This is a genomic window from Arthrobacter rhombi (genome assembly GCF_039526245.1).
Lineage (GTDB): Bacteria > Actinomycetota > Actinomycetes > Actinomycetales > Micrococcaceae > Arthrobacter_H > Arthrobacter_H rhombi.
The window spans coordinates 126,386-150,470 of the sequence record NZ_BAAAIV010000001.1 but is presented as its reverse complement, the minus strand read 5'-3'; the positions used below and the strand labels follow the sequence as shown (position 1 = coordinate 150,470).

Annotated in this window: 20 protein-coding genes and 1 riboswitch; of the genes, 14 read left to right on the top strand and 6 right to left on the bottom strand. The window is 68.5% G+C overall.

Annotation, left to right across the window (positions count from 1 at the left end; genetic code table 11):
• Window positions 1-1,347, bottom strand: coding sequence for a serine hydroxymethyltransferase (gene glyA / locus ABD088_RS00735; RefSeq protein ID WP_343899406.1), 1,347 nt, complete (start codon window positions 1,345-1,347; stop codon window positions 1-3).
• Window positions 1,348-1,359: 12 nt separating this feature from the next.
• A riboswitch (ZMP/ZTP riboswitch) is annotated at window positions 1,360-1,448 on the bottom strand.
• 155 nt (window positions 1,449-1,603) lie between these two features.
• Between glyA and ABD088_RS00730 the strand changes: the two genes are divergently transcribed.
• The 9 genes from ABD088_RS00730 to ABD088_RS00690 all read left to right on the top strand — a co-directional run bounded on the left by ABD088_RS00730 (window position 1,604) and on the right by ABD088_RS00690 (window position 12,130).
• Window positions 1,604-2,674 carry an FAD-dependent oxidoreductase gene (locus ABD088_RS00730; RefSeq protein WP_343899405.1) on the top strand — a complete coding sequence of 357 codons (1,071 nt, stop codon included), beginning with the start codon at window positions 1,604-1,606 and terminating at the stop codon, window positions 2,672-2,674.
• A 4-nt stretch (window positions 2,675-2,678) separates the two neighbouring features.
• A complete protein-coding gene (gene purU, locus ABD088_RS00725) occupies window positions 2,679-3,527 on the top strand; it encodes a formyltetrahydrofolate deformylase (RefSeq protein WP_343899404.1) in 849 nt (282 codons plus the stop codon).
• A 32-nt stretch (window positions 3,528-3,559) separates the two neighbouring features.
• Window positions 3,560-4,081 carry a gamma carbonic anhydrase family protein gene (locus ABD088_RS00720; protein WP_343899403.1) on the top strand — a complete coding sequence of 174 codons (522 nt, stop codon included), beginning with the start codon at window positions 3,560-3,562 and terminating at the stop codon, window positions 4,079-4,081.
• Window positions 4,082-4,133: 52 nt separating this feature from the next.
• Window positions 4,134-5,207 carry a Gfo/Idh/MocA family protein gene (locus tag ABD088_RS00715; RefSeq protein WP_343899402.1) on the top strand — a complete coding sequence of 358 codons (1,074 nt, stop codon included), beginning with the start codon at window positions 4,134-4,136 and terminating at the stop codon, window positions 5,205-5,207.
• 66 nt (window positions 5,208-5,273) lie between these two features.
• On the top strand, window positions 5,274-6,743 hold the full coding sequence (locus ABD088_RS00710) for a glutamate-cysteine ligase family protein (protein WP_343899401.1): 1,470 nt from the start codon (window positions 5,274-5,276) through the stop codon (window positions 6,741-6,743).
• 104 nt (window positions 6,744-6,847) lie between these two features.
• Entirely contained in the window at window positions 6,848-8,038 is a 1,191-nt protein-coding gene (locus tag ABD088_RS00705) for an ROK family transcriptional regulator (protein ID WP_343899399.1), read from the top strand.
• A gap of 68 nt (window positions 8,039-8,106) precedes the next feature.
• Window positions 8,107-9,666, top strand: a complete 1,560-nt coding sequence (mmsA, locus tag ABD088_RS00700) for a multiple monosaccharide ABC transporter ATP-binding protein (protein WP_343899398.1) — start codon at window positions 8,107-8,109, stop codon at window positions 9,664-9,666.
• A 50-nt stretch (window positions 9,667-9,716) separates the two neighbouring features.
• Complete coding sequence (mmsB, locus tag ABD088_RS00695; protein ID WP_343899397.1) at window positions 9,717-10,985, top strand: multiple monosaccharide ABC transporter permease; 1,269 nt, start codon at window positions 9,717-9,719, stop codon at window positions 10,983-10,985.
• A 41-nt stretch (window positions 10,986-11,026) separates the two neighbouring features.
• On the top strand, window positions 11,027-12,130 hold the full coding sequence (locus ABD088_RS00690; RefSeq protein WP_343899396.1) for a substrate-binding domain-containing protein: 1,104 nt from the start codon (window positions 11,027-11,029) through the stop codon (window positions 12,128-12,130).
• Window positions 12,131-12,230: 100 nt separating this feature from the next.
• On the opposite strand, the gene ABD088_RS00685 is transcribed toward ABD088_RS00690, so the two are convergent.
• Window positions 12,231-13,259, bottom strand: a complete 1,029-nt coding sequence (locus tag ABD088_RS00685; protein ID WP_343899395.1) for a bile acid:sodium symporter family protein — start codon at window positions 13,257-13,259, stop codon at window positions 12,231-12,233.
• Between the two features lie 211 nt (window positions 13,260-13,470).
• Between ABD088_RS00685 and ABD088_RS00680 the strand changes: the two genes are divergently transcribed.
• From ABD088_RS00680 to ABD088_RS00665, 4 genes are read left to right on the top strand one after another with little or no spacing between them, the layout of a single operon-like run.
• Complete coding sequence (locus ABD088_RS00680) at window positions 13,471-15,141, top strand: ABC transporter substrate-binding protein (RefSeq protein WP_343899394.1); 1,671 nt, start codon at window positions 13,471-13,473, stop codon at window positions 15,139-15,141.
• Between the two features lie 15 nt (window positions 15,142-15,156).
• Complete coding sequence (locus tag ABD088_RS00675; protein WP_343899393.1) at window positions 15,157-16,176, top strand: ABC transporter permease; 1,020 nt, start codon at window positions 15,157-15,159, stop codon at window positions 16,174-16,176.
• 5 nt (window positions 16,177-16,181) lie between these two features.
• Window positions 16,182-17,045, top strand: coding sequence for an ABC transporter permease (locus ABD088_RS00670; protein ID WP_343899392.1), 864 nt, complete (start codon window positions 16,182-16,184; stop codon window positions 17,043-17,045).
• Window positions 17,042-18,679 carry a dipeptide ABC transporter ATP-binding protein gene (locus ABD088_RS00665; protein WP_343899391.1) on the top strand — a complete coding sequence of 546 codons (1,638 nt, stop codon included), beginning with the start codon at window positions 17,042-17,044 and terminating at the stop codon, window positions 18,677-18,679. Before ABD088_RS00670 ends, ABD088_RS00665 begins: the two co-directional genes overlap by 4 nt.
• 92 nt (window positions 18,680-18,771) lie before the next feature.
• Here ABD088_RS00665 and ABD088_RS00660 read toward each other — a convergent pair whose 3' ends face one another.
• Complete coding sequence (locus tag ABD088_RS00660; RefSeq protein WP_343899390.1) at window positions 18,772-20,997, bottom strand: NADP-dependent isocitrate dehydrogenase; 2,226 nt, start codon at window positions 20,995-20,997, stop codon at window positions 18,772-18,774.
• A 180-nt stretch (window positions 20,998-21,177) separates the two neighbouring features.
• On the bottom strand, window positions 21,178-21,756 hold the full coding sequence (locus ABD088_RS00655; RefSeq protein ID WP_343899388.1) for a DUF6318 family protein: 579 nt from the start codon (window positions 21,754-21,756) through the stop codon (window positions 21,178-21,180).
• A gap of 217 nt (window positions 21,757-21,973) precedes the next feature.
• Here ABD088_RS00655 and ABD088_RS00650 point away from each other — a divergent pair, with 217 nt between their 5' ends.
• On the top strand, window positions 21,974-22,909 hold the full coding sequence (locus ABD088_RS00650; protein ID WP_343899387.1) for an N-acetylglucosamine kinase: 936 nt from the start codon (window positions 21,974-21,976) through the stop codon (window positions 22,907-22,909).
• Here ABD088_RS00650 and ABD088_RS00645 read toward each other — a convergent pair.
• Both ABD088_RS00645 and ABD088_RS00640 read right to left on the bottom strand, forming a co-directional pair.
• The gene (locus ABD088_RS00645; RefSeq protein ID WP_343899386.1) at window positions 22,893-23,681 is read right to left on the bottom strand and encodes an alpha/beta fold hydrolase; all 789 of its coding nucleotides are present in this window, start codon (window positions 23,679-23,681) and stop codon (window positions 22,893-22,895) included. The genes ABD088_RS00650 and ABD088_RS00645 overlap by 17 nt on opposite strands.
• Before the next feature lie 94 nt (window positions 23,682-23,775).
• Window positions 23,776-24,042, bottom strand: coding sequence for a hypothetical protein (locus ABD088_RS00640; protein WP_343899385.1), 267 nt, complete (start codon window positions 24,040-24,042; stop codon window positions 23,776-23,778).
• Window positions 24,043-24,085 lie beyond the last annotated feature (43 nt).

Genomic DNA, 24,085 nt, shown 5'->3' with positions numbered 1-24,085 from the left:
TTACCACTGCTCCAGTTCCGCGTAGAGGGGGAATTCCGCTGCGAGCTTTTCCACCCGGGCCGACAGGGCCGCGAGGTCCGCGGAGTCGCCGTCGCGCAGGGCGATGGCGATGATGTCGGCCACCTCGGTGAACTCGGCGGCGCCGAAGCCGCGGGTCGCCAGCGCCGGGGTGCCGATGCGCAGCCCGGAGGTCACCATCGGCGGTCGGGGATCGAACGGGACGGCGTTGCGGTTCACGGTGATGCCGATGGAGTGCAGCAGGTCCTCGGCCTGCTTGCCGTCCAGCTCGGAGTCGCGCAGGTCCACCAGGACCAGGTGCACGTCGGTGCCGCCGGTGAGCACGGAGACGCCCTGCGCGGTGACGTCCTCGGCGCCAAGGCGCTCGGCGAGCAGCCGGGAACCGGCCAGGGTGCGTTCCTGGCGTTCGCGGAACTCCTCGGACGCGGCGATCTTGAAGGCCACTGCCTTGCCGGCGATGGCGTGCATCAGCGGCCCACCCTGCTGGCCGGGGAAGACGTTGGAGTTGATCTTCTTGTACAGCTCCAGGTCGTTGGTCAGGATCAGGCCCGAGCGCGGTCCGGCCAGCGTCTTGTGCACGGTGGAGGTCACGACGTCGGCATACGGGATCGGGTTCGGGTGCAGCCCGGCGGCGACCAGTCCGGCGAAGTGGGCCATGTCGACCCAGAGCAGCGCCCCGACCTCGTCGGCGATGGAGCGGAAGGCGGCGAAGTCGAGCTGGCGGGGGTAGGCGGACCAGCCGGCGATGATGACCTGCGGCTTCTCGGCGATGGCCTGGGCGCGCAGCTTGTCCATGTCGATGGTGAACGTGTCGGGTTCGACCTCGTAGGCGGCGACCTCGTAGAGCTTGCCGGAGAAGTTCAGCTTCATGCCGTGCGTGAGGTGACCGCCGTGCGCCAGCGAGAGGCCCAGGATCTTGTCGCCGGGTTCGATCATCGCGGCCAGGGCGGCGGCGTTGGCCGAGGCGCCGGAGTGCGGCTGTACGTTGGCGTACTTCGCACCGAACAGGGACTTCACACGGTCCCGTGCCAGGTTCTCGGCGACGTCCACGTGCTCGCAGCCACCGTAGTAGCGGCGTCCCGGGTAGCCCTCGGCATACTTGTTGGTCAGCACCGAGCCCTGGGCCTGCAGGACGGCGCGCGGGGCGAAGTTCTCCGAGGCGATCATTTCCAGGGTGTTGCGCTGCCTGCCCAGTTCGGCGGTCAGGACCGCCGCGATCTCCGGGTCCACCTCGGAGAGGGGCTGGTTGGTGACGGTGTTCGCTGTGCTCACGGGATGTTCTCCTGCTGACGGGGATGGTGTGCGGTCTGGAACACGACGACGGCGCATGCCGCATCGCTGACCCCGGGTCCAGGCGCGCGATCCGGTGGTTTGGTCCTGCCGTCGCTCCCCCGTGGTCCTCCACTTAAACGCCAGTCGCGACGCTCCCATGCTAACCGAGCCGGACCCCGCCCTGTCCACGCTTTACGCGCTCATTGCGCGGCATGAAGCCCGCCGATCCGACGATGGTGCAACGGAGCGGGGAATAGACGCCACCACCCGCCCGTTCCCCCAGTAGTTGAGTATTCAAGCAAAGGGGTGGGACGTGCAGATCGTGGTCATCGGGGCCGGCCAGGCGGGCCTCAGTGCCGCCTACCACCTGGTGCGGCGCGGGCTGCGGCCGGGCACCGACTTCGTGGTGCTCGACGCCAACGACGGCCCCGGCGGGGCCTGGCGGCACCGCTGGGACTCGCTCACCTTCGACGCGGCGCACGGGCTGCATGACCTGCCCGGCCTGCCCCTGGGCTCCCCCGACCCGCAGGAGCCGGCCTCCGCCGTCGTCTCCCGGTACTACGAAGCCCACGAACGCCGCTTCGACCTGCAGGTCATCCGCCCGGTGGCCGTCGCCGCGGTCACCCGCGCCGACGACGCGGACCACGCGCTGGTGGTGCGCGCCACCGACGGCAGGACCTGGACCGCCGGCGCCGTGGTGAACGCCACGGGCACCTGGGACCGGCCCTATTGGCCGTCCTACCCCGGCCGGGCCGACTTTGCCGGCCGGCAACTGCACACCCACGATTTCACCGACGCCTCCGACTTCGCCGGCGAGCGCGTGCTGGTGGTCGGCGGCGGGACCTCGGCGGCGCAGTTCCTGCTCCAGCTCGATGCTGCCGGGGCCCGGACCACGTGGTCCACCCGGCGGGCACCGGACTGGACGGACACCGCGTTCGACACCGAATGGGGCCGCGGCGTCGAGGAGCGGGTCACGGCCCGCACCCGGGCCGGGCTGCCTCCGCGCAGCGTGGTCGCGGAGACCGGGCTGCCGCTGACCGCGCCCTACCGGGCGGGCATCGCCTCCGGGGTCCTGGCCTCCCGCGGGCCGTTGGAACGCCTGCTCCCCCAGGGAGCGGTCTTCACCGACGGCACGACGGCGGAGATCGACACCGTGCTCTGGGCCACCGGGTTCCGGGCCGCGGTGGACCACCTGTCAGCGTTGCGCCTGCGTGAGCCCGGCGGCGGGATCCGCATGGCGGCCGACGCGGTCTCCGTGGTGCGCGAACCGCGGCTGTTCCTGGTCGGATACGGGGCGTCGGCCTCGACGGTGGGGGCCACCCGCGCGGGCCGGGCCGCCGCGCTGGCAGCGCTGGGGTCGTTGGAGCCACTGCCGGTAGGCTAGTACGGTGACCAGCCAGCAATACATCGTGACCCTGTCCTGCGCCGACCAGCCCGGCATCGTGCATGCCGTCTCGGGTGCCCTGCTCCAGGCAGGCTGCAACATCACGGAGTCCCAGCAGTTCGAAAGCCCCGAGTCGGGACTGTTCTTCATGCGCGTCGCCGTCTCCACCGAGGCCGGGATCGACGCGGTGCGCGCCCCGCTCGATGAGGTGTCCACCCGTTTTGCCATGACGTTGGCCGTCCACCCCGAGGCCCAGCCGCTGCGCACGCTGATCATGTGCTCCACCGCGGGACATGCGCTCAACGACCTGCTCTTCCAGCAACGCGCCGGCTCGCTGCCCATCGAGATCCCGCTCATCGTCTCCAACCACCGGGACCTGGCGCCGATGGCCGAGTTCTACGGGGTCGACTTCCTGCACCTGCCGGTCACCGCCGACACCAAGCCCGACGCCGAGGCGCGCCTGCTGGAGCTGGTGCGCGAACACGACATCGAACTGGTGGTCCTGGCCCGCTACATGCAGATCCTCTCCGACGACCTCTGCCGCGAACTGAACGGCCGGGCCATCAACATCCACCACTCCTTCCTGCCCTCCTTCAAGGGGGCCAAGCCCTACCACCAGGCCCACGCCCGCGGCGTGAAGATGATCGGGGCGACCGCGCACTACGTGACCGCGGACCTGGACGAGGGCCCGATCATCGAACAGCAGGTCATCCGGGTCGACCACGCCAAGACCCCCGGGCAGTTCGTGGCGATGGGCCGCGACGTGGAGGGCCGCACGCTGGCCCAGGCCGTGCAGTGGGCGGCGCAGCGCCGGGTCCTGCTGGACGGGCGCCGCACCGTCGTCTTCAACTAAGGCCCACCCCGCCGGGTTTGTAGACTCGGGACATGACCTACATCATCACGATCGACTCCCAGACCCCGAAGGTCGCCTCCTCGGCCTTCACCGCCCCGACCGCCACCCTGTCCGGCGACGTCGAGCTCGGCGAGCGCGCCAGCGCGTTCTACGGCGTCTCGGTCCGCGGCGACTCGGCCCCCATCCGCATCGGTGACCTGACCAACCTGCAGGACAACGTCGTCGTGCATGCCGATTCCGGTTACCCGGCCACCGTGGGCACCGGCGTCTCCGTCGGCCATTCGGCGGTCATCCACGGGTGCACCATCGGCGACGGCTGCCTGATCGGCATGAGCGCGACCGTGATGAACGGTGCGCAGATCGGCGAGCAGTCACTCGTCGCCGCGGGGGCCCTGGTGCTGGAGGGCACCGTCGTGCCGCCGCGGTCGCTGGTGGCCGGCGTCCCGGCCAAGGTCCGCCGCGAACTCACCGAGGAGGAGGTCAACGGGCTGCGCACCAACTCCGAGCACTACCTGGTGTTGGCCGAGAAGCACCGCGCGGCCAACGCCGGCTGACCCGCCGGGCGGTGCGTTGCCGCCCGGAGGCCCCCGTGCCAAGCTGGGGGGCATGAGCCTGCGCTTCCCCACCCCTCCCTGTGCCGCATCGAACGCCCCCTCACCGCTGTCCGCCACGGGCCGCCCGGTGGGCTGGGGCGTGGTCTCCACGGGCCGGATCGCGAACACCGTCACCGGGGACCTGGCCCTGCTTCAGGACTCCGTCCTGCACGCCGTCAGTTCCCGGGACGCCCAGCGGGCCGCCGCCTTCGCCGAGGAACACGGTTTCGCGACCTCCTTCGGCGACGATGCCCAGCGCACCGGGTTGCAGGCGCTGCTCGCGGAGCCCGAGGTGGAGGCCGTCTACATCGCCACCCCGCATGGACAGCATTTCGAGGTCGCCCACCAGGCCCTCACCGCGGGCAAGCACGTGCTGTGCGAGAAGTCGCTGACCATCAACGCCGCCGAGGCGCTCGAGCTGGTGGAGTTGGCGCGCAGCCGCGGGCTCTTCCTCATGGAGGCCGTCTGGACCCGTTTCCTGCCCGCGGTGCACCGCGCCCTGGAACTCGTCGATTCCGGCGAGCTCGGCGACATCGCCTGGGTCCGCGCGGACCTCGGCTTCCCCGCACCGTACGACCCGTCCTGGCGGCTCTGGGACCCTGCGGCCGGTGGCGGCGCCCTGCTGGACCTGGCGGTCTACCCGCTCACCTGGGCGCTGGGTTGCCTCGGTTTCCCCGCAACTGTGCAGGCGGTCGGGCACCTGAACGACGACGGAGTGGACACCCAAGAATCACTCACCCTGGGCTACGCCTCGGGCGCCCAGGCCCAGTTGCTCTGCTCGCTCACCGGGGCCGGGCCCCGCGAGGCGGTGGTCTCCGGCAGCAAGGGGTGGCTGCGCACCTCCGGGCCGTTGAACAACCCCACCTCCTTCCAGGTCACCCCCCTCGACGGGGAACCGCGCACCGTCTCCTTCGAGCCGGTGGGCCGCAACTATGTCTACGAACTGCGGGAGGCCACCCGCTGCATCCAGCAGGGGCTCACGCAGAGCCCGACGATGAGCTGGGCCGACTCCGTGGACACCATGCGCCTGCTCGACGGGGTGCGCAACCAGCTCGGCGTCAGCTACCTCAACGACACCACCGTCTGATCCGGCGCCGGGGCGCGGATCCGGCGGCCCATGTACAGCGCGGCGACTCGCCAGTACTCTCAGTCCATGGGAGCCGAAGTCAGCAAGAAGACCTTTACGCGGGCGCAGCGCACTACCTATCGGGAGCGCCTGAACCAGAACCTCGAGACGTTCGAGACGTTCCTCGCCGACGGGCATTTCGCCGCCTCGGGGACCATCGGCCTCGAACTCGAACTGAACCTGGCCAACCGGGATTTCACCCCGGCCATGCGCAATGCCGAAGTGCTCGAATCCATCGCCGATGAGGCCTTCCAGACGGAGATCGGCGCGTTCAACATCGAGCTGAACCATCCGGCCCTGGACGTGGCCGGACGCGGCCTGCGCGAGCTCGAGGAAAGCCTGCGCACCCAACTCAACCGTGCCGATGCCCGGGCCGATGCAGCGGGGACCGACCTGCTGATGACCGGCATCCTGCCCACCCTGCAAGCCGAACAGCTGCAGGACAAGGACTGGATGAGTGCCGGCAAACGCTATGCGGCACTGAACACGTCGGTGCTCCAGGCCCGTGGCGAGGACGTGCTGATCGATATTGCCGGTGAGGAGCACCTGCGCTTCTACGCCCAGTCGATCGCCCCGGAAGCCGCCTGCACCTCCGTCCAGCTCCACCTCCAGCTCTCCCCCGACGAATTCGCCCCGGCTTGGAACGCCGCCCAGATCATCGCCGGCCCGCAGGTGGCGCTTGCCGCCAATTCCCCGGTGTTCCTGGAAAAGGTGCTCTGGCACGAGACCCGCATCGAGCTCTTCAAACAGTCCATCGACACCCGGGCCCCGGAAATGCGGGCCCAGGGCGTACGCCCCCGCGTCTGGTTCGGTGAACGCTGGATCACCTCGTTCTTCGACCTCTTCGAGGAGAACGTCCGCTATTTCCCTGCACTGCTGCCCGAGCTGTCCGGCCGACGCGCGGAAAAGACCAAGTCGGGTGCACCGCGGCTCCACGAGTTGCTGCTGCACAACGGGACGGTCTACCGCTGGAACCGGCCCATCTACGACCCCGGAACCGCAGTGCCGAACCTGCGCCTGGAGAACCGCCTGCTGCCGGCCGGGCCCAGCGTCCTGGATACCGTGGCGAACGCAGCGTTCTTCTTTGGCCTGGTCCGTCGGCTGCGCACGGCCCAACGCCCGCTCTGGTCCCGGATGGCCTTCGGCACGGCCACGGAGAACTTCCTGGCCTGTGCCCGCGATGGCCTCCATGCCACCGTCTACTGGCCCGGCGTCGGGGAGATCCCGGTCTCCGAGCTCATCGTGCGCCACCTGTTGCCGCTGGCTGCCGAGGGGCTGGCCGATCTCGGCGTCGACGATGCCGTCGCCGCCCGCTACCTCGACGTGCTGCGCGAACGGGCCAGCACCGAGCAGAACGGTGCGCAGTGGCAAATCCACGCCCTGGAACGCCTGGAGGCCCACGGGCTCGACCGACGCCGCGCACTGCAGGAGATGACCCGCCTGTATTGGGAACACATGCACCATACGGGGCCCGTCCACGAGTGGCCATTGCCCTAGGCGGGAACCCTCCTTGAGGTAACTTCAAGAACTCAATAACGAATCTTCAGCATTTATGCGTTCACTTATTGACGCCAAGTCAAATGTGATGCAGACTACTTCTCATGTTGGAAACGAGAGCCGCGTCACGGACCGCGCGTAAGAGCCCGGGCTCCCAATCGGCGCTGCGTCATCTGAACCAGCAGCGCATCATCGATTGCCTGCTCTCCGGCCCCTCCACGCAGGCCGAACTGTCCCGCCAGACCGGCTTGTCCACCGCGACGGTCTCCAACATCGTGAAGTTCATGCAGACTGCGGGACTGGTCAGCACCGAACCCACCACCAGCTCCGGCCGCCGGGCCCTGAACGTCAAGCTGATCAGCGATGGGGCCATCGCGGTCGGCATCGACTTCGGACGCCGCCACCTGCGCGTGGTGTTCTCCTCCCTGAACTACCAGATCGTCGCCGAGAAGACCGTCATCCTGCCCCTGGGACACCACGCGGAGGAAGGCATCGCCGCGGCCGCCCACCTGATCTCCGAACTCCTGACCTCCAAGGGTCTGGCCCCGAGCGCGCTCATCGGCGCCGGTGTCGGCATCCCCGGGCCCATCGACCGCCGCACCGGAACCGTCGCCCAGGGCGCCATCCTGCCGGAGTGGGTCGGGATCAACATCCAGGAGCGCCTCGAGGAGACCCTGGACCTGCCCGTTGTCGTGGACAACGACGCGAACCTCGGCGCGCTGGCCGAGGTCACCTGGGGGCCGCACAACGGGCTGGAGAACCTCATCTTCATCAAGATCGGCTCGGGCATCGGCGCCGGGCTGATCATCAACGGTTCCCCCTACTACGGCAACGTCGGCATCACCGGGGAAATCGGCCACGCCACGGTCCAGGAGCACGGTTCGGTCTGCCGCTGTGGCAACCGGGGCTGCCTGGAAACGGTCGCCTCCACCACTGTCATGATCAACCTGCTCGCCCGCTCGGGCCAGGCACCGGAAACCGCCGAGGACGTGGTCTCCCAGGCGGCCGACGGCAGCTCCGCCGTCCTGCGGGTGGTGGACGACGCCGGCATGGCGGTGGGCCAGGAACTGGGCAACATCGCCAACCTGCTCAACCCCGAGGTCATCGTCGTCGGCGGCCCCCTGGCCGGGCTGGGCGACCTGCTCCTGGATCCCATCCGACGCGGCCTGCTGCGCCACGCGGTCCCCGTCGTCGGCGAGAGCACTGCCCTGGTGATGTCCTCGCTGGGCAACCGGGCCGAGGCCCTCGGCGCGGCAGCCCTGGCCTTCCAGCATGTGGGCATCCGTGCCCCCTGACCAGTCCCGGGACCACCCGTGAGCACACCGCACCCCACCCACGCACCATCGGAAGGCCGCAGGGCACCATGAACACACCAACCACCGGGCATCAGCACCCGAACATCCTGGAGATGCGCTCCATCACCAAGGAGTTCCCGGGCGTCAAGGCGCTGGCCGATGTGAACCTCCAGGTCAGGGCCGGCGAGATCCACGCGATCTGCGGCGAGAACGGCGCCGGCAAATCGACACTGATGAAGGTCCTCTCCGGGGTCTACCCGCACGGGACCTACACCGGGGACATCTACTTCCAGGGTGCCGTGCAGTCCTTCCGCGGCATCAACGCCAGCGAACAGGCCGGCATCGTGATCATCCACCAGGAACTGGCGTTGATCCCCGAGCTGAGCATCATGGAGAACATCTTCCTGGGCAACGAGCCGACCCGCTTCGGGGTCATCGACTGGTCCATCGCCCGGGTCCGCTCCATGGAGTTGCTGGCCCGCGTCGGCCTCTCGGACTCCCCCGACACCCCGGTCAAGGAAATCGGCGTCGGCAAGCAGCAGCTGGTCGAGATCGCCAAGGCCCTGAACAAGTCGGTCAAGTTGCTCATCCTCGACGAGCCGACCGCGGCCCTGAACGAATCCGACTCCCAGCACCTGTTGGATCTGATCCGCGGCCTCAAGGGCAAGGGGATCACCTCGATCATGATCTCCCACAAGCTCAACGAGATCGAACAGGTCGCCGACTCCATCACCATCCTGCGGGACGGCCAGTCCATCGAGACCCTCGACGTCCACAAGGACGGAGTCAACGAGGACCGCATCATCAAGGGCATGGTGGGGCGCACCCTGGAATCCCGCTTCCCGGACCACTCCCCCCAGATCGGTGAGACGTTCTTCGAGGTCAAGGGCTGGAACGTCGCCCACCCGCAGATCGCCGACCGGATGGTCTGCAAGGACTCCAACTTCTTTGTCCGCCGCGGGGAGATCGTCGGTTTCGCCGGTCTCATGGGTGCGGGCCGCACCGAACTCGCCCGCTCGATCTTCGGACGTTCCTACGGCAAGTTCCTCTCCGGCACCATCACCATGAACGGCCAGGAGCTCGTGCTGCGCAACGTCGCCCAGGCCATCGACGCCGGGTTGGGGTACGTCACCGAGGACCGCAAGACCCTCGGACTGAACCTGCTCGATGACATCAAGGCCACCACCGTCTCGGCGAACCTGAAGGAAATCAGCCCGCATTCGATCGTGGACCGTGATCGTGAGTTCGAGGTCGCCGAACACTACCGCAAGACGCTGCGCACCAAGACACCCTCCGTCGAGGAAGGCGTGGACAAGCTCTCCGGCGGGAACCAGCAAAAGGTGGTCCTGGCCAAGTGGATGTTCACCCAACCGGATCTGTTGATCCTCGATGAACCCACCCGCGGCATCGACGTGGGCGCCAAGTTCGAGATCTACGGCATCATCCAGGAACTGGCCAACCAGGGCAAGGGCGTCATCGTCATCTCCTCGGAACTACCCGAACTCCTGGGACTCTCGGACCGGATCTACACCATCTTCGAGGGCTCCGTCACCGGGGTCGTCGACAAGTCCGAGGCCACCCCCGAAAACCTCATGCGGCTGATGACCTCCAGCCGCGTTTCCGCCTAGGCCACCCGGCCGGCCCGACCCACTGACCCCGCGAACCAAGGAACAATACAATGAACGCGATCAAGCAGCTCTTTGGCGGCAACACCCGCCAATTCGGCATGATCTTCGCACTGGTGGCCCTGGTGGTCTTCTTCCAGATCATGACCGAGGGCGTGACCCTGACCTCCGGCAACCTGATGAACCTGCTCAACGGCAACGCCTACATCCTCATCCTGGCCATCGGCATGGTGCTGGTCATCATCGCCGGACACATCGACCTCTCCGTCGGATCCATCGCCGCCTTCGTCGGCGTCACCGTGGCCCTGGCCATCCGCGACTGGGGCCTTCCCTGGTGGGCCGGTGTCCTGCTGGGCCTGGCCCTGGGCGCCGTCATCGGTGCCTGGCAGGGATTCTGGGTCGCCTACGTCGGCATCCCGGCCTTCATCGTGACCCTGGCCGGCATGATGCTCTTCCGCGGACTGAACCAGTTCGTCGGCAAGTCCAACACCATCCCGGTCCCCGAGGACTTCCAGTACATCGGCGCCGGCTACCTGCCGGAGGTCGGGCCCAACACCGGGTACAACAACCTCACCCTCCTGTTGGGACTGGCCACCGCGGCCTTCGTCGTCATCATGGGGCTGCGCGGCCGGGCCAAGGCCCAGCGCCTCGGAGCCGTCGTGTCCCCGATGTGGGTGCAGATCACCAAGCTGACCCTGATCAGCGCGGCCATCCTCTACGCCACGTACCTCTTCGCCACCGGCCGTCCCGGCACCTCGCTGCCGATCCCGGGCATCATCCTCATCGTGCTGGTGCTCATCTACGGCTTCATCTCCTCGCGCACCGTCTTCGGCCGCCACATCTACGCCGTCGGCGGCAACCGCCACGCTGCGGAACTCTCCGGCGTGCGCTCCAAGAAGGTCAACTTCATGGTCATGATGAACATGGCCATCCTGGCCGGCCTGGCCGGCATGATCTTCGTGGCCCGCTCCACTGCTTCCGGCCCCTCGGACGGCAACATGTGGGAGCTGGACGCCATCGCAGCCGTCTTCATCGGCGGCGCAGCGGTCACCGGCGGTGTCGGCACCGTCGTCGGCTCCATCATCGGTGGCCTCGTCATGGCCGTGCTGAACAACGGACTGCAGCTGCTCGGCGTCGGAGCCGACGCCACCCAGATCATCAAGGGCCTCGTGCTCCTGGCCGCCGTCGCATTCGACGTCTACAACAAGTCCCAGGGCAAGCCGTCCATCACCGGCATGCTCTCCCGCGGGCTGCTCACCAAGAACAAACCCCAGGCGGACGCTGTCGAATCCGCCAAGGAAAAGATCCCCACCGGGGCCTGAAACCCACCTGCTCCACCTCTCACACCAGAAAAGGGAAAACAATGAAAATCATGGGCAAGGCAACCAAGCTCGCGGCCGTGACCGCGATTGCCGCGATGGCCCTGACCGGCTGCGGCCGCCAGGATGCCAACACCGATGCCGGCGCGGACTCCTCCGCCTCCGGGTTCGACGAGGGAGCCACCATCGGTGTCGCCCTGCCGCAGAAGACCAGTGAGAACTGGGTCCTGGCGGAGAATCTGTTCAACAAGGACCTCAAGGATGCCGGCTTCAAGCCCGACGTCCAGTTCGCCAACGGCGGCGTGGCCGAACAGCAGAACCAGATCAACGCCATGGTCTCCAAGGGTGCCAAGGTCATCATCGTCGGCGCCATCGACGGTGCGCAGCTGGGCAACCAGCTCAAGGCCGCGAAGGAAGCCGGCGCCACGGTCATCGCCTATGACCGGCTGCTGCTGAACACCAAGGACGTGGACTACTACGTGGCCTACGACAACTTCAAGGTCGGCCAGCTGCAGGGCCAGGCGCTGCTGGACGGGTTGAAGGAAAAGAAGGGCAACGGCCCCTACAACATCGAGCTGCTCGCCGGATCCCCCGACGACGCCAACGCCCAGGTGTTCTTCGACGGCGCCATGGACGTGCTGAAGCCGAAGATCGACGACGGAACGCTCAAGGTCGGTTCCGGCCAGACCTCCTTCAAGCAGGCAGTCACCCAGGGCTGGAAGGCCGAAAACGCCCAGAAGCGCATGGACACCATCTTGACCGGTACCTACACCGGCTCCAAGAAGCTCGACGGCATCCTTTCCCCGAATGACACCCTGGCCCGCGCCGCACTGACCTCGGTCAAGGCAGCCGGCAAGGAGACCCCGATCGTCACCGGTCAGGACTCCGAGGTCGAATCGGTGAAGTCCATCATGAAGGGCGTGCAGTACTCGACCATCAACAAGGACACCCGCGCCCTGGTGGAGCACGCCTCCACCATGGTCAAGGACCTGCAGGCGGGCAAGAAGGTCGAGGTCAACGACGAGAAGTCCTACGACAACGGCGTCAAGACCGTTCCGGCCTACCTGCTCAAGCCCCAGATCGTCACCCAGGCCAACGTGAAGGAAGCCTACAAGAACGATCCGGTGCTCGGCCCGATCACCAAGTAGCACCACAGCACCACGCACGAAGGAGGGAGTACGACGGCGGGATGATCCGCCGTCGTACTCCCTCCTTTTCATGCCCGGTCCCCGCTCCGGGTCCCTGCGGCTACCTGGCGTTGGAGCTGCTGCGCCGCCAGATGGCCGCCAGGATGGCGCCCGAGACGTTGTGCCAGACGGAGAACACCGCGCCGGGCAGGGCCGCCTCGGGGGCGAAGTAGGTCTTGGCCAGCCCGGCGGCGAGGCCGGAGTTCTGCATGCCGACCTCGATGGCCATGGTGCGCCGCGAGGGGATGGGCAGGCGGAACAGCTTGGCGGCGCCGTAGCCGAGCAGGTAGCCCAGCCCGTTGTGCAGGATGACCGCTGCCAGAATCAACAGACCGGCGCTGAAGATCGCCGCGGCGCTGCCGGCGACGACGGCGATGACCACGAACGTGATCGCCAGGACCGAGACCCAGGGCAGGGCGGGGATCACCGCGGCGACCAGCTTCGGCGCCGCCATCCGCACGACCAGGCCCAGCACCACGGGCACGAGCACGATCTGCACGATCGACAGGGCCATGGACCCGGCGTCGACCGGCAGGTACTGCCCGGCCAGCCAGAGGGTGAGCAGCGGGGTGAAGATCGGGGCGATGAGCGTCGAGACGCTCGTCATGGTCACCGACAGGGCGACGTCGCCCTTGGCCAGGTAGGTGACCACGTTCGACGCCGTGCCACCGGGGGCGCAGCCGACCAGGATGACGCCGGCGGCCAGGGCCGGCGACAAGCCCAGCACCGTCGAGACGCCCAGGCCGGCCAGCGGCATGATCACGTACTGGGCGACCACGCCCAGCAGCACCGGCAGCGGCTGGCGGATCACCAGGGAGAAGTCGGGCAGCGTCAGGGTCAGGCCCATGCCGAACATGATGAGCATCAGGCCCGGGTTGATGAACGTCGCCCAGCCCAAAAACGGTGCGGGCAGGAACAGGGCGATCGCCCCGCCGGCGAGGATCAGCAGCGGGAACAGCGTGACGGCCACCCGGGCGCTGCGCTCCTCGGCGGCGTCGGGGGCGGTGACGGCGGGCGTCCGCTGGGACGTGGCCGTCGAGCGGGCGCCTGGCCCGTCTTCTTCTTCTGGAGTCGTTGACATGGGCAACATGATTCCAAAGGCCCTGCCACTGCGGGTAATTGTGACCTGCACGCTCCCGCCGGGACATGACGGGCGCCACGGCGCGGGGCACCGCGCTGGACTAGGATGGTGGGGCGCTCAGCGCACCACAACAGCGCGCCACCGCCACACCGCACCGCACCGCCAGGTCGCCGACCCCACCCGGGTTGCCGGCCACCAGCATCTGTCGAGGAAGTCAGCCATGCCCGCATTCCCCCGTTCCGCACGCCCGGCCACCACGGTGGCGGCCCTGCTCGCCGCCTCACTCCTGTTGGCCGGATGTGCCGGTTCCGGAGGCCAGGGCGGCTCCGGGGATGAGTCGGCTGCCGGCGATCCGGTCAGCGGCGGCACGATGGTCTACGCTTCCGGCGATGCCGAGCCGACCTGCCTGGACCCGCATGTGGGCGGGAACTACCCGCAGGCGCTGCTGGCCGGGCAGTACCTCGAGACCCTGTACACCAAGGACGACGACGGGAAGATCGTCCCGTGGCTGGCCTCCGGGGCCGAGGCCTCCGCCGATGGCAGGACCTGGACGCTGAAGCTGCGCGACGGGATCACCTTCACCGACGGGACCGCGCTGGACGCCGCCACGGTGAAGGCGAACATCAAGCACCTGCAGGACCCCGATACCGCCTCCTCCACCGGCTACCTGGCCGTGGCGAAGATCAAGACCATGGACGTCGTGGACGACACGACGCTGAAACTGAACCTCTCGGCCCCGGATTCGGCGCTGCTCGAATCGTTCTCGATGCCGTGGGTTGCCATCGAATCGGCGAAGGCCCTGAAACGCAGCCAGGCCGAGAACTGCGCCTCCCCGGTGGGCACCGGACCCTTCACGGTCACGAAGTGGACCAAGCAGGAGTCCGTCGAGCTGACCCGCAATGAGGACTACACCCCTCCCGTGCAGGGCGCCGGCCACGACGGCCCCGCGTATCTGCAGGGCATCACCTGGAAGTTCATCCCGGAGGCGGCCACCCGTTACGCGGCCCTGCAGTCCGGCACGGTGGACATCATCGACAACGCGCAGCCGGACACCATCAAGACCGCCGAAACCTCCGGGACCATCGGGCACCTCGACGCCCCGCGTCCGGGCGCCTCCAACCGGATCGAGCTGAACTCCTCCAAGGCACCCTTCAACGATGAAAAGGTCCGCGAGGCGTTCGTCCGCGCGGTCAACGTCAACGACGGCATCTCCTCCCTGTTCTTCGATACCGCACAGCGCTCCTACTCGGCACTGTCCAGCGTCGAGCCGATGGGCTACTCCGATGAACAGCTCTTCGGCCGCGACCTGGACGCGGCCAACCGGCTGCTCGATGAGGCAGGGTGGGAGAAGCGCGACGCCGCCGGGTACCGCACGAAGGACGGCAAGCGCCTGACGCTGGCCTTCCCCGTGAGCACCAACCAGTCGGTGCCGGCCGAGCAGTCGCTCTTCCAGCAGCTGCAGGCCACCGCCAAGGAGGCGGGTTTCGAGGTCAAGCTGGATCTGCTGGACCTCTCCAGCTGGTACGGCGTGCTCGGGGAGAACCAGTACGATCTGGTCTCCGCCCCCTACACCAAGGTGGGCCCCGACGTGCTGCGCACGTTGTTCCACAGCTCCAACACCGTCCCGGCCCCCTCCGGCTACTTCTCCAACCACGCCCAGGTGAAGGACCAGAAGCTGGACGCGCTGCTCGATGCCGCCAACGCCACCACCGACCAGCAGGAGCGCCAGGACAAGTACACGCAGGCCCAGCAGATCGTGCTCGGCGGCTATTACATCCTGCCGCTCTACGACCAGCAGAACCACTTCCTCTACGGCCAGAAGCTGCAGGGGGTCGGAGCCACCACCGCGGTGGCCTCCCCCACCTTCCACGACACCTGGCTGAAGAACTAGGCACGACGGCGGCGCATGGCTGAGACGGCATTCTTCGGCTCCTCCGGTGGCGGGTTTCCGCGCCCGGGAGGCACCGCCGTCGTGCCCGGCACCGGGCGCTGGCGCTCCGCCGGGCTCTGGCTGGTGCGCCGGATCGGTTCCGCGGTGTTCGTGCTGTGGGCCGTGGCGACGCTGATCTTCCTGGCCATCCGGCTCATCCCCGGGGACCCGGCCGAGGCCATCATGGGCGGTCCCGGATCGCAGGCCTCCGCCGCCGCGTTGGAGGCGGCCCGGACCGAGTACGGGCTCGACCAACCGCTGTGGGTGCAGTACCTCTCCCAGGTGGGTCGGCTGGCCACCGGGGATCTGGGCACCTCGTATGCGCTCAAGGTTCCGGTGACGCAGTTGCTCGGCGACCAGCTGCCGGGCACGTTGGGTTTGGCCGTCGGCGCGTGGGTGCTGGCCTGGGTGTTGGCGCTGGGGTTGGCGCTCTGGTCCGGGCTGGGCGGCCGCGGTGCAGCGGTGGTCGGTTCGGCGCTGGAGATCGCCGCCGCCTCGGTGCCGCATTTCTGGCTCGGCTCGGTGCTGGTGCTGCTCTTCTCCACCGCGTGGGGGTGGCTGCCGCCGGTGAGCAATGGCACCGTGGCGGGGCTGGTCATGCCGGTCATCACGCTGGCGTTGCCGCTGGCCGGGTTCCTGGGCCAGGTGATGCGCGAATCGATGCTCACCGCCATGAATTCCCCCTTTGCGCTCTCGGCGCGGGCCCGCGGGGAGTCGGAGACCGGCGTCGTGCTCCGTCATGCGCTGCGTCATGCTGCGCTACCCGGGGTCGCCCTGTCCGGGTGGGCTCTCGGATCGCTGGTTTCCGGGGCCGTCGTCGTCGAATCGATCTTCGCCCGGCCGGGCCTGGGACGCAGCCTGCTGCAGGCGGTGACCCTGCGCGACGTCCCCGTGGTCACCGGGGTGGCGCTGGTCTCGGCGTTGGCCTACGTGCTGGTCATGGCCGTCTCCGATCTGGCCGAACGGGCCATCGACCCGCGGACCAGGGACCGGTGAGCGGCATGAGCCAGGGTCCAGCCCGCCGCGGCGGCACGCTGCGGCGGCGCCCGCCGGTCGGCTGGCTGCGGGCCGGCGCCGTGCTGCCCGCACTGGCTGCCCTCGCTGCACTGTTCCTGGTGGTGGCCACGCTGGTGCCCGGCTGGCTGGCACCGACCGATCCGCTGGCCATCGACCCGGCGGCTGCCTTCCGCGGCCCGTCCGGCGCGCATTGGCTGGGCACCGACGAGTCGGGCCGTGACATCTATGCGCGCATCGTCCATGGTGCACGGCCCTCATTGCTGATCGGCGCCGCGGCCACCGCCCTGGGGCTGGGTCTGGCGCTGGTGCTGGGCCTGGCTGCCGGGCTGGGTGGCCGGTGGCTCGATGCCGGGGTCGGGCGCATCGTCGAGGTCCTGCTGGCGTTGCCCGGGTTGTTGTTGGCGTTGGTCTTCATCGCGTTGGCGGGTCCGGGGGTGGCGACCACGATCGTCGCGGTCGGGTTGTCCACGGCCCCGGGATACGCCCGGATCATCCGCACACAGGTCCGCGCGTTGCGCACCTCGCCGATGATCGAGGCGGCCCGGGTACTCGGGCACTCCCCCGCCCGGATCCTGGCCCGGCACCTGTTGCCCAACGCGCTGGGTCCGGTGATGGTGCTGGCCACCCTGGGCATCGGCCAGGCAGTGGTGTGGGCGTCGGCGCTGAGCTTCCTGGGGCTCGGTGAGGCGCCACCGGCACCGGAATGGGGGGCGATGCTCGCCGCGGGACGCACCTATCTGGGGTTCGTCTGGTGGATGACGTTCTTCCCGGGGCTGGCGATCGTCGCCACGGCGGCCTCGAGCACCGTGCTGGGCCGTGCCCTGCAACGCCGGGCGGTGGGAGCATGAGCCCCGCTCCCCTGTTGCGCGTCGAAGGACTCGACGTCGGTTTTGGCGGTACGACGGTGGTCCGGGACGTGTCACTGCAGATCGGCCGCGGCGAATGCCTGGCGCTCGTGGGCGAATCCGGTTCCGGCAAGTCGGTCACGGCCCGGTCCCTGTTGGGCCTGGCCGGACGCGATGCACGGGTCACCGCGCGGACCCTGGACTTCGACGGGACCGACCTCTCCGGGGCCGGGCAACGCGCCTGGCGCCGGCTGCGCGGATCACGGATCGGCCTAGTGTTGCAGGATGCGCTCGTCTCGCTGGATCCGCTGCGGACCGTGGGCCGGGAAATCGACGATGCGCTGCGCCTGCATACCGCCCTGTCCCCCACCGAGCGGGCGGCGAAGGTCGCTGGGTTGCTGGAATCCATGGGCCTCGACGCGGCCGATGCCGGACGCCGGGCCGGTGAGCTGTCCGGGGGCATGCGCCAACGCGCGCTCATCGCCTCGGCCATGGCGCTGGATCCGGACCTGCTGATCGCCGACGAGCCCACCACGGCACTCGATGCCGAAGCCCAGGCCCAGGTCCTGGACCTGCTCGGCGGCCTGCGGGCCGGTGGGTCCTCGCTGCTGCTGATCAGCCATGACCTGGCGGTCGTCTCGGCCGTCGCGGACCGGGTGGCGATCATGCGCGACGGCAGGATCCTGGAGCAGGGCCCGACGAAGCAGGTGCTGAGGGCACCGGAGCACGAGTACACGCGCATGCTGCTGCGCGCCGTGCCCGCCGGGCGACCGCGCGGCACCCGGCTGACCGGCCCGACCGGCGGTCTGGTCACCGGGCAGGACATGCAGGAAGGCCACCAACCAGAACCCGCACCGTCCACCGGAGGGCCGGTTCTGGAGGCCAGGAACCTGATCCGCACCTTCGACATCCCGGGCGCCGGCACCCTACATGCTGCCGACCAGGTCAGCCTGCGCATCGACGCGGGCAGCACCCTGGGACTGGTCGGCGCGTCCGGTTCAGGCAAGAGCACGACGGCGCGGCTGCTGTTGGGCCTGGATGTTCCGGAATCCGGGACGGTGGAGCTCTTCGGCGAGCCCTGGGTGCCGCTGCCCGAATCGGTCCGACGCCCCCGGAGGACCCAGCTGGGCGCCATCTATCAGGACCCGCTGAGTTCGTTCGACCCGCGGCGACGCGTGGGCGCGATCCTCGCCGACGCGCTGTCGGTCGCGACCACCGGCAGCGCTCCCGCCGGTGCGGCGGACCCCGCGGGGCTGCTGGAGCTGGTGGGGCTGGATGCCGCGTTGGCCGCACGACACCCCTCGACGCTCTCGGGCGGGCAGCGCCAGCGGGTCGCGATTGCCCGTGCCCTGGCCCCCGGACCCCGGGTTCTCATCTGCGACGAACCAGTCTCCGCTTTGGACGTCTCGGTGCAGGCGCAGATCCTCGACCTGCTCGATGACCTGCAATCCCGGTTGGGCCTGGGCTACCTCTTTATTTCGCACGACCTGGCTGTCGTCCGACACGTCAGCGATGACCTCGCCGTCATGCGGGCCGGCCGGATCGTGGAGAGCGGCCCCACCGAACAGGTCTTTGCCGACCCGCAACACGAGTACACCCGGGCCCTCATGGCGGCATCCCCCTCGTTGGCCGGCTGACGCCGCACAGCAAACGGCGCGCCATCCGGTGGCAAGCACCGGACGACGCGCCGTCGTCGTGTTCTGAAAGGCCGGCGTTGCCGGCGGCCGTCCTACTTCTGGGACAAGGTGTCCAGCACGCGGTTCAGCGTGGCGGACGGGCGCATGGCCTGCGTGGCGGCCTCGTCGGAGGGGCGGTAGTAACCGCCCAAGTCCACCGGAGCACCCTGAACGCCCAGCAGCTCGGCGTTGATGGCGTCCTCGTTGGTGGCGAATTCCTTCGCAATTTCGGCGAACGCGGCGGCCAGCTCGGCGTCCTTCTCCTGCTTGGCCAGCTCCTGGGCCCAGTACATGGCCAGGTAGAAGTGGCTGCCGCGGTTGTCGAGCTCGCCGACCTTGCGCTTGGGCGACTTGTTTTCCAGCAGGAACGTTCCGGTGGCCGCGTCCAGCGTGTCGGCCAGGACCTGTGCGCGGGCGTTGCCCGTGGAGGTGGCCAGGTGCTCGAAGCTCACGGCCAGGGCCAGGAACTCGCCGAGGGAATCCCAGCGGAGGTGGTTTTCCTTCAGCAGCTGGGAGACGTGCTTGGGGGCGGAGCCACCGGCACCGGTCTCGAACAGGCCGCCGCCGTTGATCAGCGGAACCACCGAGAGCATCTTCGCCGAGGTGCCCAGTTCCAGAATCGGGAAGAGGTCGGTGAGGTAGTCACGCAGCACGTTGCCGGAGACGGAGATGGTGTCCTCACCGCGGCGGATGCGATCCAACGTGTAGGCGGTGGCGTCGATCGGGGACATGATCTTGATGGTCAGTCCCTCGGTGTCGTGCTCTCCGAGGTACTCGTTGACCTTGGCGATCAGGTTGCGGTCGTGCGCGCGGGACTCGTCGAGCCAGAACACTGCCGGGGTCTCGGAGGCACGGGCGCGGGTGACGGCCAGCTTGACCCAGTCACGGATCGGGATGTCCTTGGCCTGGCAGGCGCGCCAGATGTCACCCTGCTCGACCTTGTGCTCGATCAGGACACGGCCGGCGGCGTTGACGATCTGCACGGTGCCTGCGGCGGGGATCTCGAAGGTCTTGTCGTGGCTGCCGTATTCCTCGGCGGCCTGGGCCATCAGCCCAACGTTCGGCACGGTGCCCATGGTGGTGGGGTCGTAGGCGCCGTGGGCACGGCAGTCGTCGATGACTGCCTGGTAGACACCGGCGTAGGAGCTGTCCGGGAGGACGGCGAGGGTGTCGTGCTCGGCGTCGTCCGCGCCCCACATGTGGCCCGAGGTACGGATCATGGCGGGCATCGAAGCATCCACGATGACATCCGACGGGACATGGAGGTTGGTGATTCCCTTGCTGGAGTCGACCATGGCAATGGCCGGTCCGTTGGCCAGTCCGTCCTGGATGGCCTTCTTGACGCCGTCGCGCACGGTGTCGGAGACCTCGTCGAGTCCGCCGAGGATGGCGGCCAGGCCGTCGTTGGCACTGAGGCCGGCGGCGTCGAGGTCATCACCGTAGGTGGCGAAGAGGTCGGGAAGGAAGGCCTTGACGACGTGGCCGAAGATGATCGGGTCGGAGACCTTCATCATGGTGGCCTTCAGGTGGGCGGAGAAGAGCACGCCTTCGTCCTGGGCGCGGGCGACCTGGGCGGCGAGGAACTCATCGAGCTTCTTGGCCGACATGAACGTGCCGTCGATGACCTCGCCCTTGAGGACGGGGAACGCCTTCTTGAGGACCTTCACCGTGCCGTCTTCGCTGGTGAAGCGGATCTCGATCTGGTCATCGTCCGCCATGACGACCGACTTCTCGTTGGCGCGGAAGTCGCCGCCGTCCATGGTGGCGACGTTGGTCTTGGACTCGGAGGACCAGGCACCCATCGTGTGCGGGTTCTTGCGGGCGTAGTTCTTCACCGACAGGGGTGCGCGGCGGTCCGAGTTGCCCTCGCGCAGGACCGGGTTCACGGCGGAGCCCTTGATGCGGTCGTAGCGGGAGCGGATGTCGGTTTCCTCGTCGGAGGAGGGGTTGTCCGGGTAGTCCGGCAGCGCGAAGCCCTGCGACTGGAGTTCGGCGATGGCTGCCTTGAGCTGCGGGATCGATGCACTGATGTTCGGCAGCTTGATGATGTTGGCTTCGGGCGTCTGCGCGAGGGCACCGAGTTCGGCCAGTGCGTCCGGCTGACGCTGGTCCTCGGTCAGGAAGTCACCGAAGACGGAGATGATGCGGCCAGCGAGAGAGATGTCGCGGGTCTCGACTTCCACGCCGGCAGTCGAGGCAAAGGCCTCGACCACGGGGAGGAAGGAGTAGGTGGCGAGCATCGGCGCTTCGTCGGTGTGGGTATAGATAATCTTTGCCATGGGTGAGGCATCTCCCTGAAGGTCAACGGTTTGGGGAGATCAACGTGATGATCTCAACGTACCCAACTTACCCGAGACGCCCCTCCAGCCCATATTCCGCACCGGGATGAGACGACGCCAGCGCCACCCCACGAAGGGTGGCACCGGCGTCGTCGTTGTTCTTCTGCTGCAGGTGAAGCCCTACTCGGTCTCGGGGGCCTTCGCGTTCGGGGTCTCCTTCAGCGAGGTCAGCTTCCAGGCGCCGTCGGCGTAGCGGCCGGTGACCGTGTAGGTCGTGCCGTCGGAATCCCACTCGGTTTCGTCGACGACCTTCCCGTCCTGGTCCAGGGTCTTCTCGGCATCCTGCATGAAGGGGACGACCGCGCTGAGTTCGCCGTTCTTGTCCACGGTCCCCACGGCCGCGACGTCCTGGGGCTTGGGCTGGCCGCCCTCGATCTTGCCGCCGTCGGCGTAGACCTTGGCGATGGCGTCGGCGGCCTTCGTGCACTGCGCACAGTCCTCGGTGACTGCGAGCATGCCCTCGGTCTTGCCCGTCTGCTGGGCGTAGGTCATGGCCTCGAAGTAGTAGTACGTGGTGGCGGAGAGGCCGGGGGCGCCTTCGTCCTTCATCTGCGCGTTCGTTTCGGGGGCCTGGATGGTTTCGGCGTCCGAGGCGGAGGCAGACGGCGCGGCCGACGGCTGGTCCGAGGCGCATCCGGCCAGGGCCAGGGAGGCCGCGGCGATGGCAATGCCAGCTCCCAGGGTGCGGGTGAACTTCATGGTGGTGGCTCCAGTGGATCGTGGGGTGGCTGGGGGCGGACGATCCGCCCGCCGCCACCACGCTACCTGTTGCCCCAGGCCACCAATTGTGGGATTCCACACATGGCGCGGGTCACGCAGGGTGCTCGTGTCCAATCTCACAGCCGCGTGAAGCCCGGTATGCTGTTCCGGGCGCCGCATCGGCGTTCCGAGCAGCAACGGACGAAGGACGGCGGACATGCCCCAGGCGGCATTGGCGATTGATGGCGGGCAAACGGGAATCCGCGCCCAGGTGCGCACCCAGGACGGCACCGCCCACGCCGACTTCCCGATCCAGGAGTTCCGGGGCATCCTCACCGACCGGCCGCTGGCTCCGCAGATCGCCGACGTCGTCGGCCAGGCGCGGGCCGCAACGGGGCTAGATTTCACCACTGTGTCCGCGGGGCTCTCGGGGCTGACGGATGGGGAGAGCCTGGCACCGGCACTGCTCACCGCGACCACTGGCTTCGGCGTCTCCACCATCCATCTGGCCCACGACTCGGTCAGTTCCTATCTGGGTGCTCTCGGTGACGCGCGGGGTGCCGTCATCGCAGCGGGTACCGGCGCCGTGACCCTGGCAGTGGGTGCCAGCGAGGTGGTACGCATCGATGGCTGGGGCTACATCATGGGCGACGCCGGCAGCGGCTATTGGCTGGGCAGGGAGGCGCTCGTCGCGGTCATGCGCGCCTTCGACGGACGCGGCCCGGCCACCGCCCTCACCGAGGTCCTGCTGGCCGAATTCCCGGATCTGGCCCAGGCCTACGTCGATCTCCAGCGCGATCCCGACCGCATTCGCCGCACCGCTTCCTACGCTGCCCATGTCGCCCGGTTGGCCGATACCGACGAGGTGGCCCGGGACATCTGCGACGCCGCGGCCGAGGAGCTCGCCCTGGCCGTGGCCACCGGACTACGCCGCGTCGGCGAAGACCGGTCCGAGTCCCCCGCCGTCTGCTTCCTGGGCGGGGTCCTGCGTGGGGAACGCGTGCGCTCCCAGCTCACCGCGCGGCTGGCCTCGCTGTGGCCGCACCTCGAAGTGCGTGAACCGCTGGCGACCTCGCTCGAGGGTGCTGCCCTGCTCCCCGGCCTTGCCCCCGGTTCCGCGCTGGCGCATCAGGTCCTCACCGCGCGTCGCTAACGGTCTGTCTGACCCACGTCTCCACCTCGCCGATGGCTTCGGGCAGCATCGTGTAGCCATGACCGGTATCAAAGCCCGCAAAGTCCGCCCCGGTCTCCGCGGCCAGCCGCTCCGTTTCCCCGAATCGCGCCTCGCCGTCGTCGTGGGACATGGCCAGCAGCACCGGATGGCCCAGATTCCGGAGGTCTTTCCCGAAAGATGCTTCACCGGCCATCCCGTAGCCGGAGAGGCTGACCACGGCGTCGGCTCCGGCGGCGCGGCCCCCGTGCACTGCCAGGTATCCTCCGAGGGATGCCCCCATGATGACTACTTCACGGGCGCCGCTGCTGCGCAGCCGCTTGACCGCCGCGACGATCTGCGACTTCTGGTTGGACTCGTTACCGGCGCACGTGGCCTGCCCATAGCCGCAGAGGTCGAAGGCCATGAACCGGGTATCGGCACCGAATCTGCTCAAGGTGTCCGCCGCGGCGACCCAACCGCACATGCCGTCGCCATCGGTCTGGTGCAACAGCAGCACACCGGTGGCGCCATGTCCCCACGTGGCCGCGGGTGCACTGGTGGATGTGGTCTTCAGTGTCTGTGCCGTGATGTCGACCGGGGCCAAACAGCGGGTGTCGTTGGGGACCTCGACGACCTGCGACGTGTCCGTTCCGGATGACGTCGCTGCTGCCTCCGGGTGGTTCTCGGAGGCCGGGGCAGAGCAGCCGCACAGTACCGCCACCGCCAGGACGGCCTGCAGGCGGGGTATCCGGCTTGCGCGGCGTGGGCCCATTCCCGGAGCCTACGAGAAGCGGTACAGGCGGGCAAGGGAAGGCGATCCCCCACGATCGTGCGCCCCCGGAGCCCGCCCGATTCAGCCCCCGGTCTCAGAAGCCTCCGCGGCGCAGGTACTTCACGTCGATCTGGTCCTGCACTGCCTTCTGCTCCGGCCGCTGGCGGTGGACTTCACGCAACATCTCGTGTTCTGCACGGCTGGCAGCCGGGCGCCGGGCCACGCGGTACCGGTGGGCCAGCCACCACACGGCCGCGACCACCGCGAAAGCACCGATGAGCAGGCCCAGCATCATGTTCCCCTGGCCGCCGTCCGTCGATTCCACCGCTGCCATCAGCTGGCCCATGGTCGCATTCAGCACGAGTCCCCCTTCATTGGTCTGAGCCTCCAATGTATCGACCGTT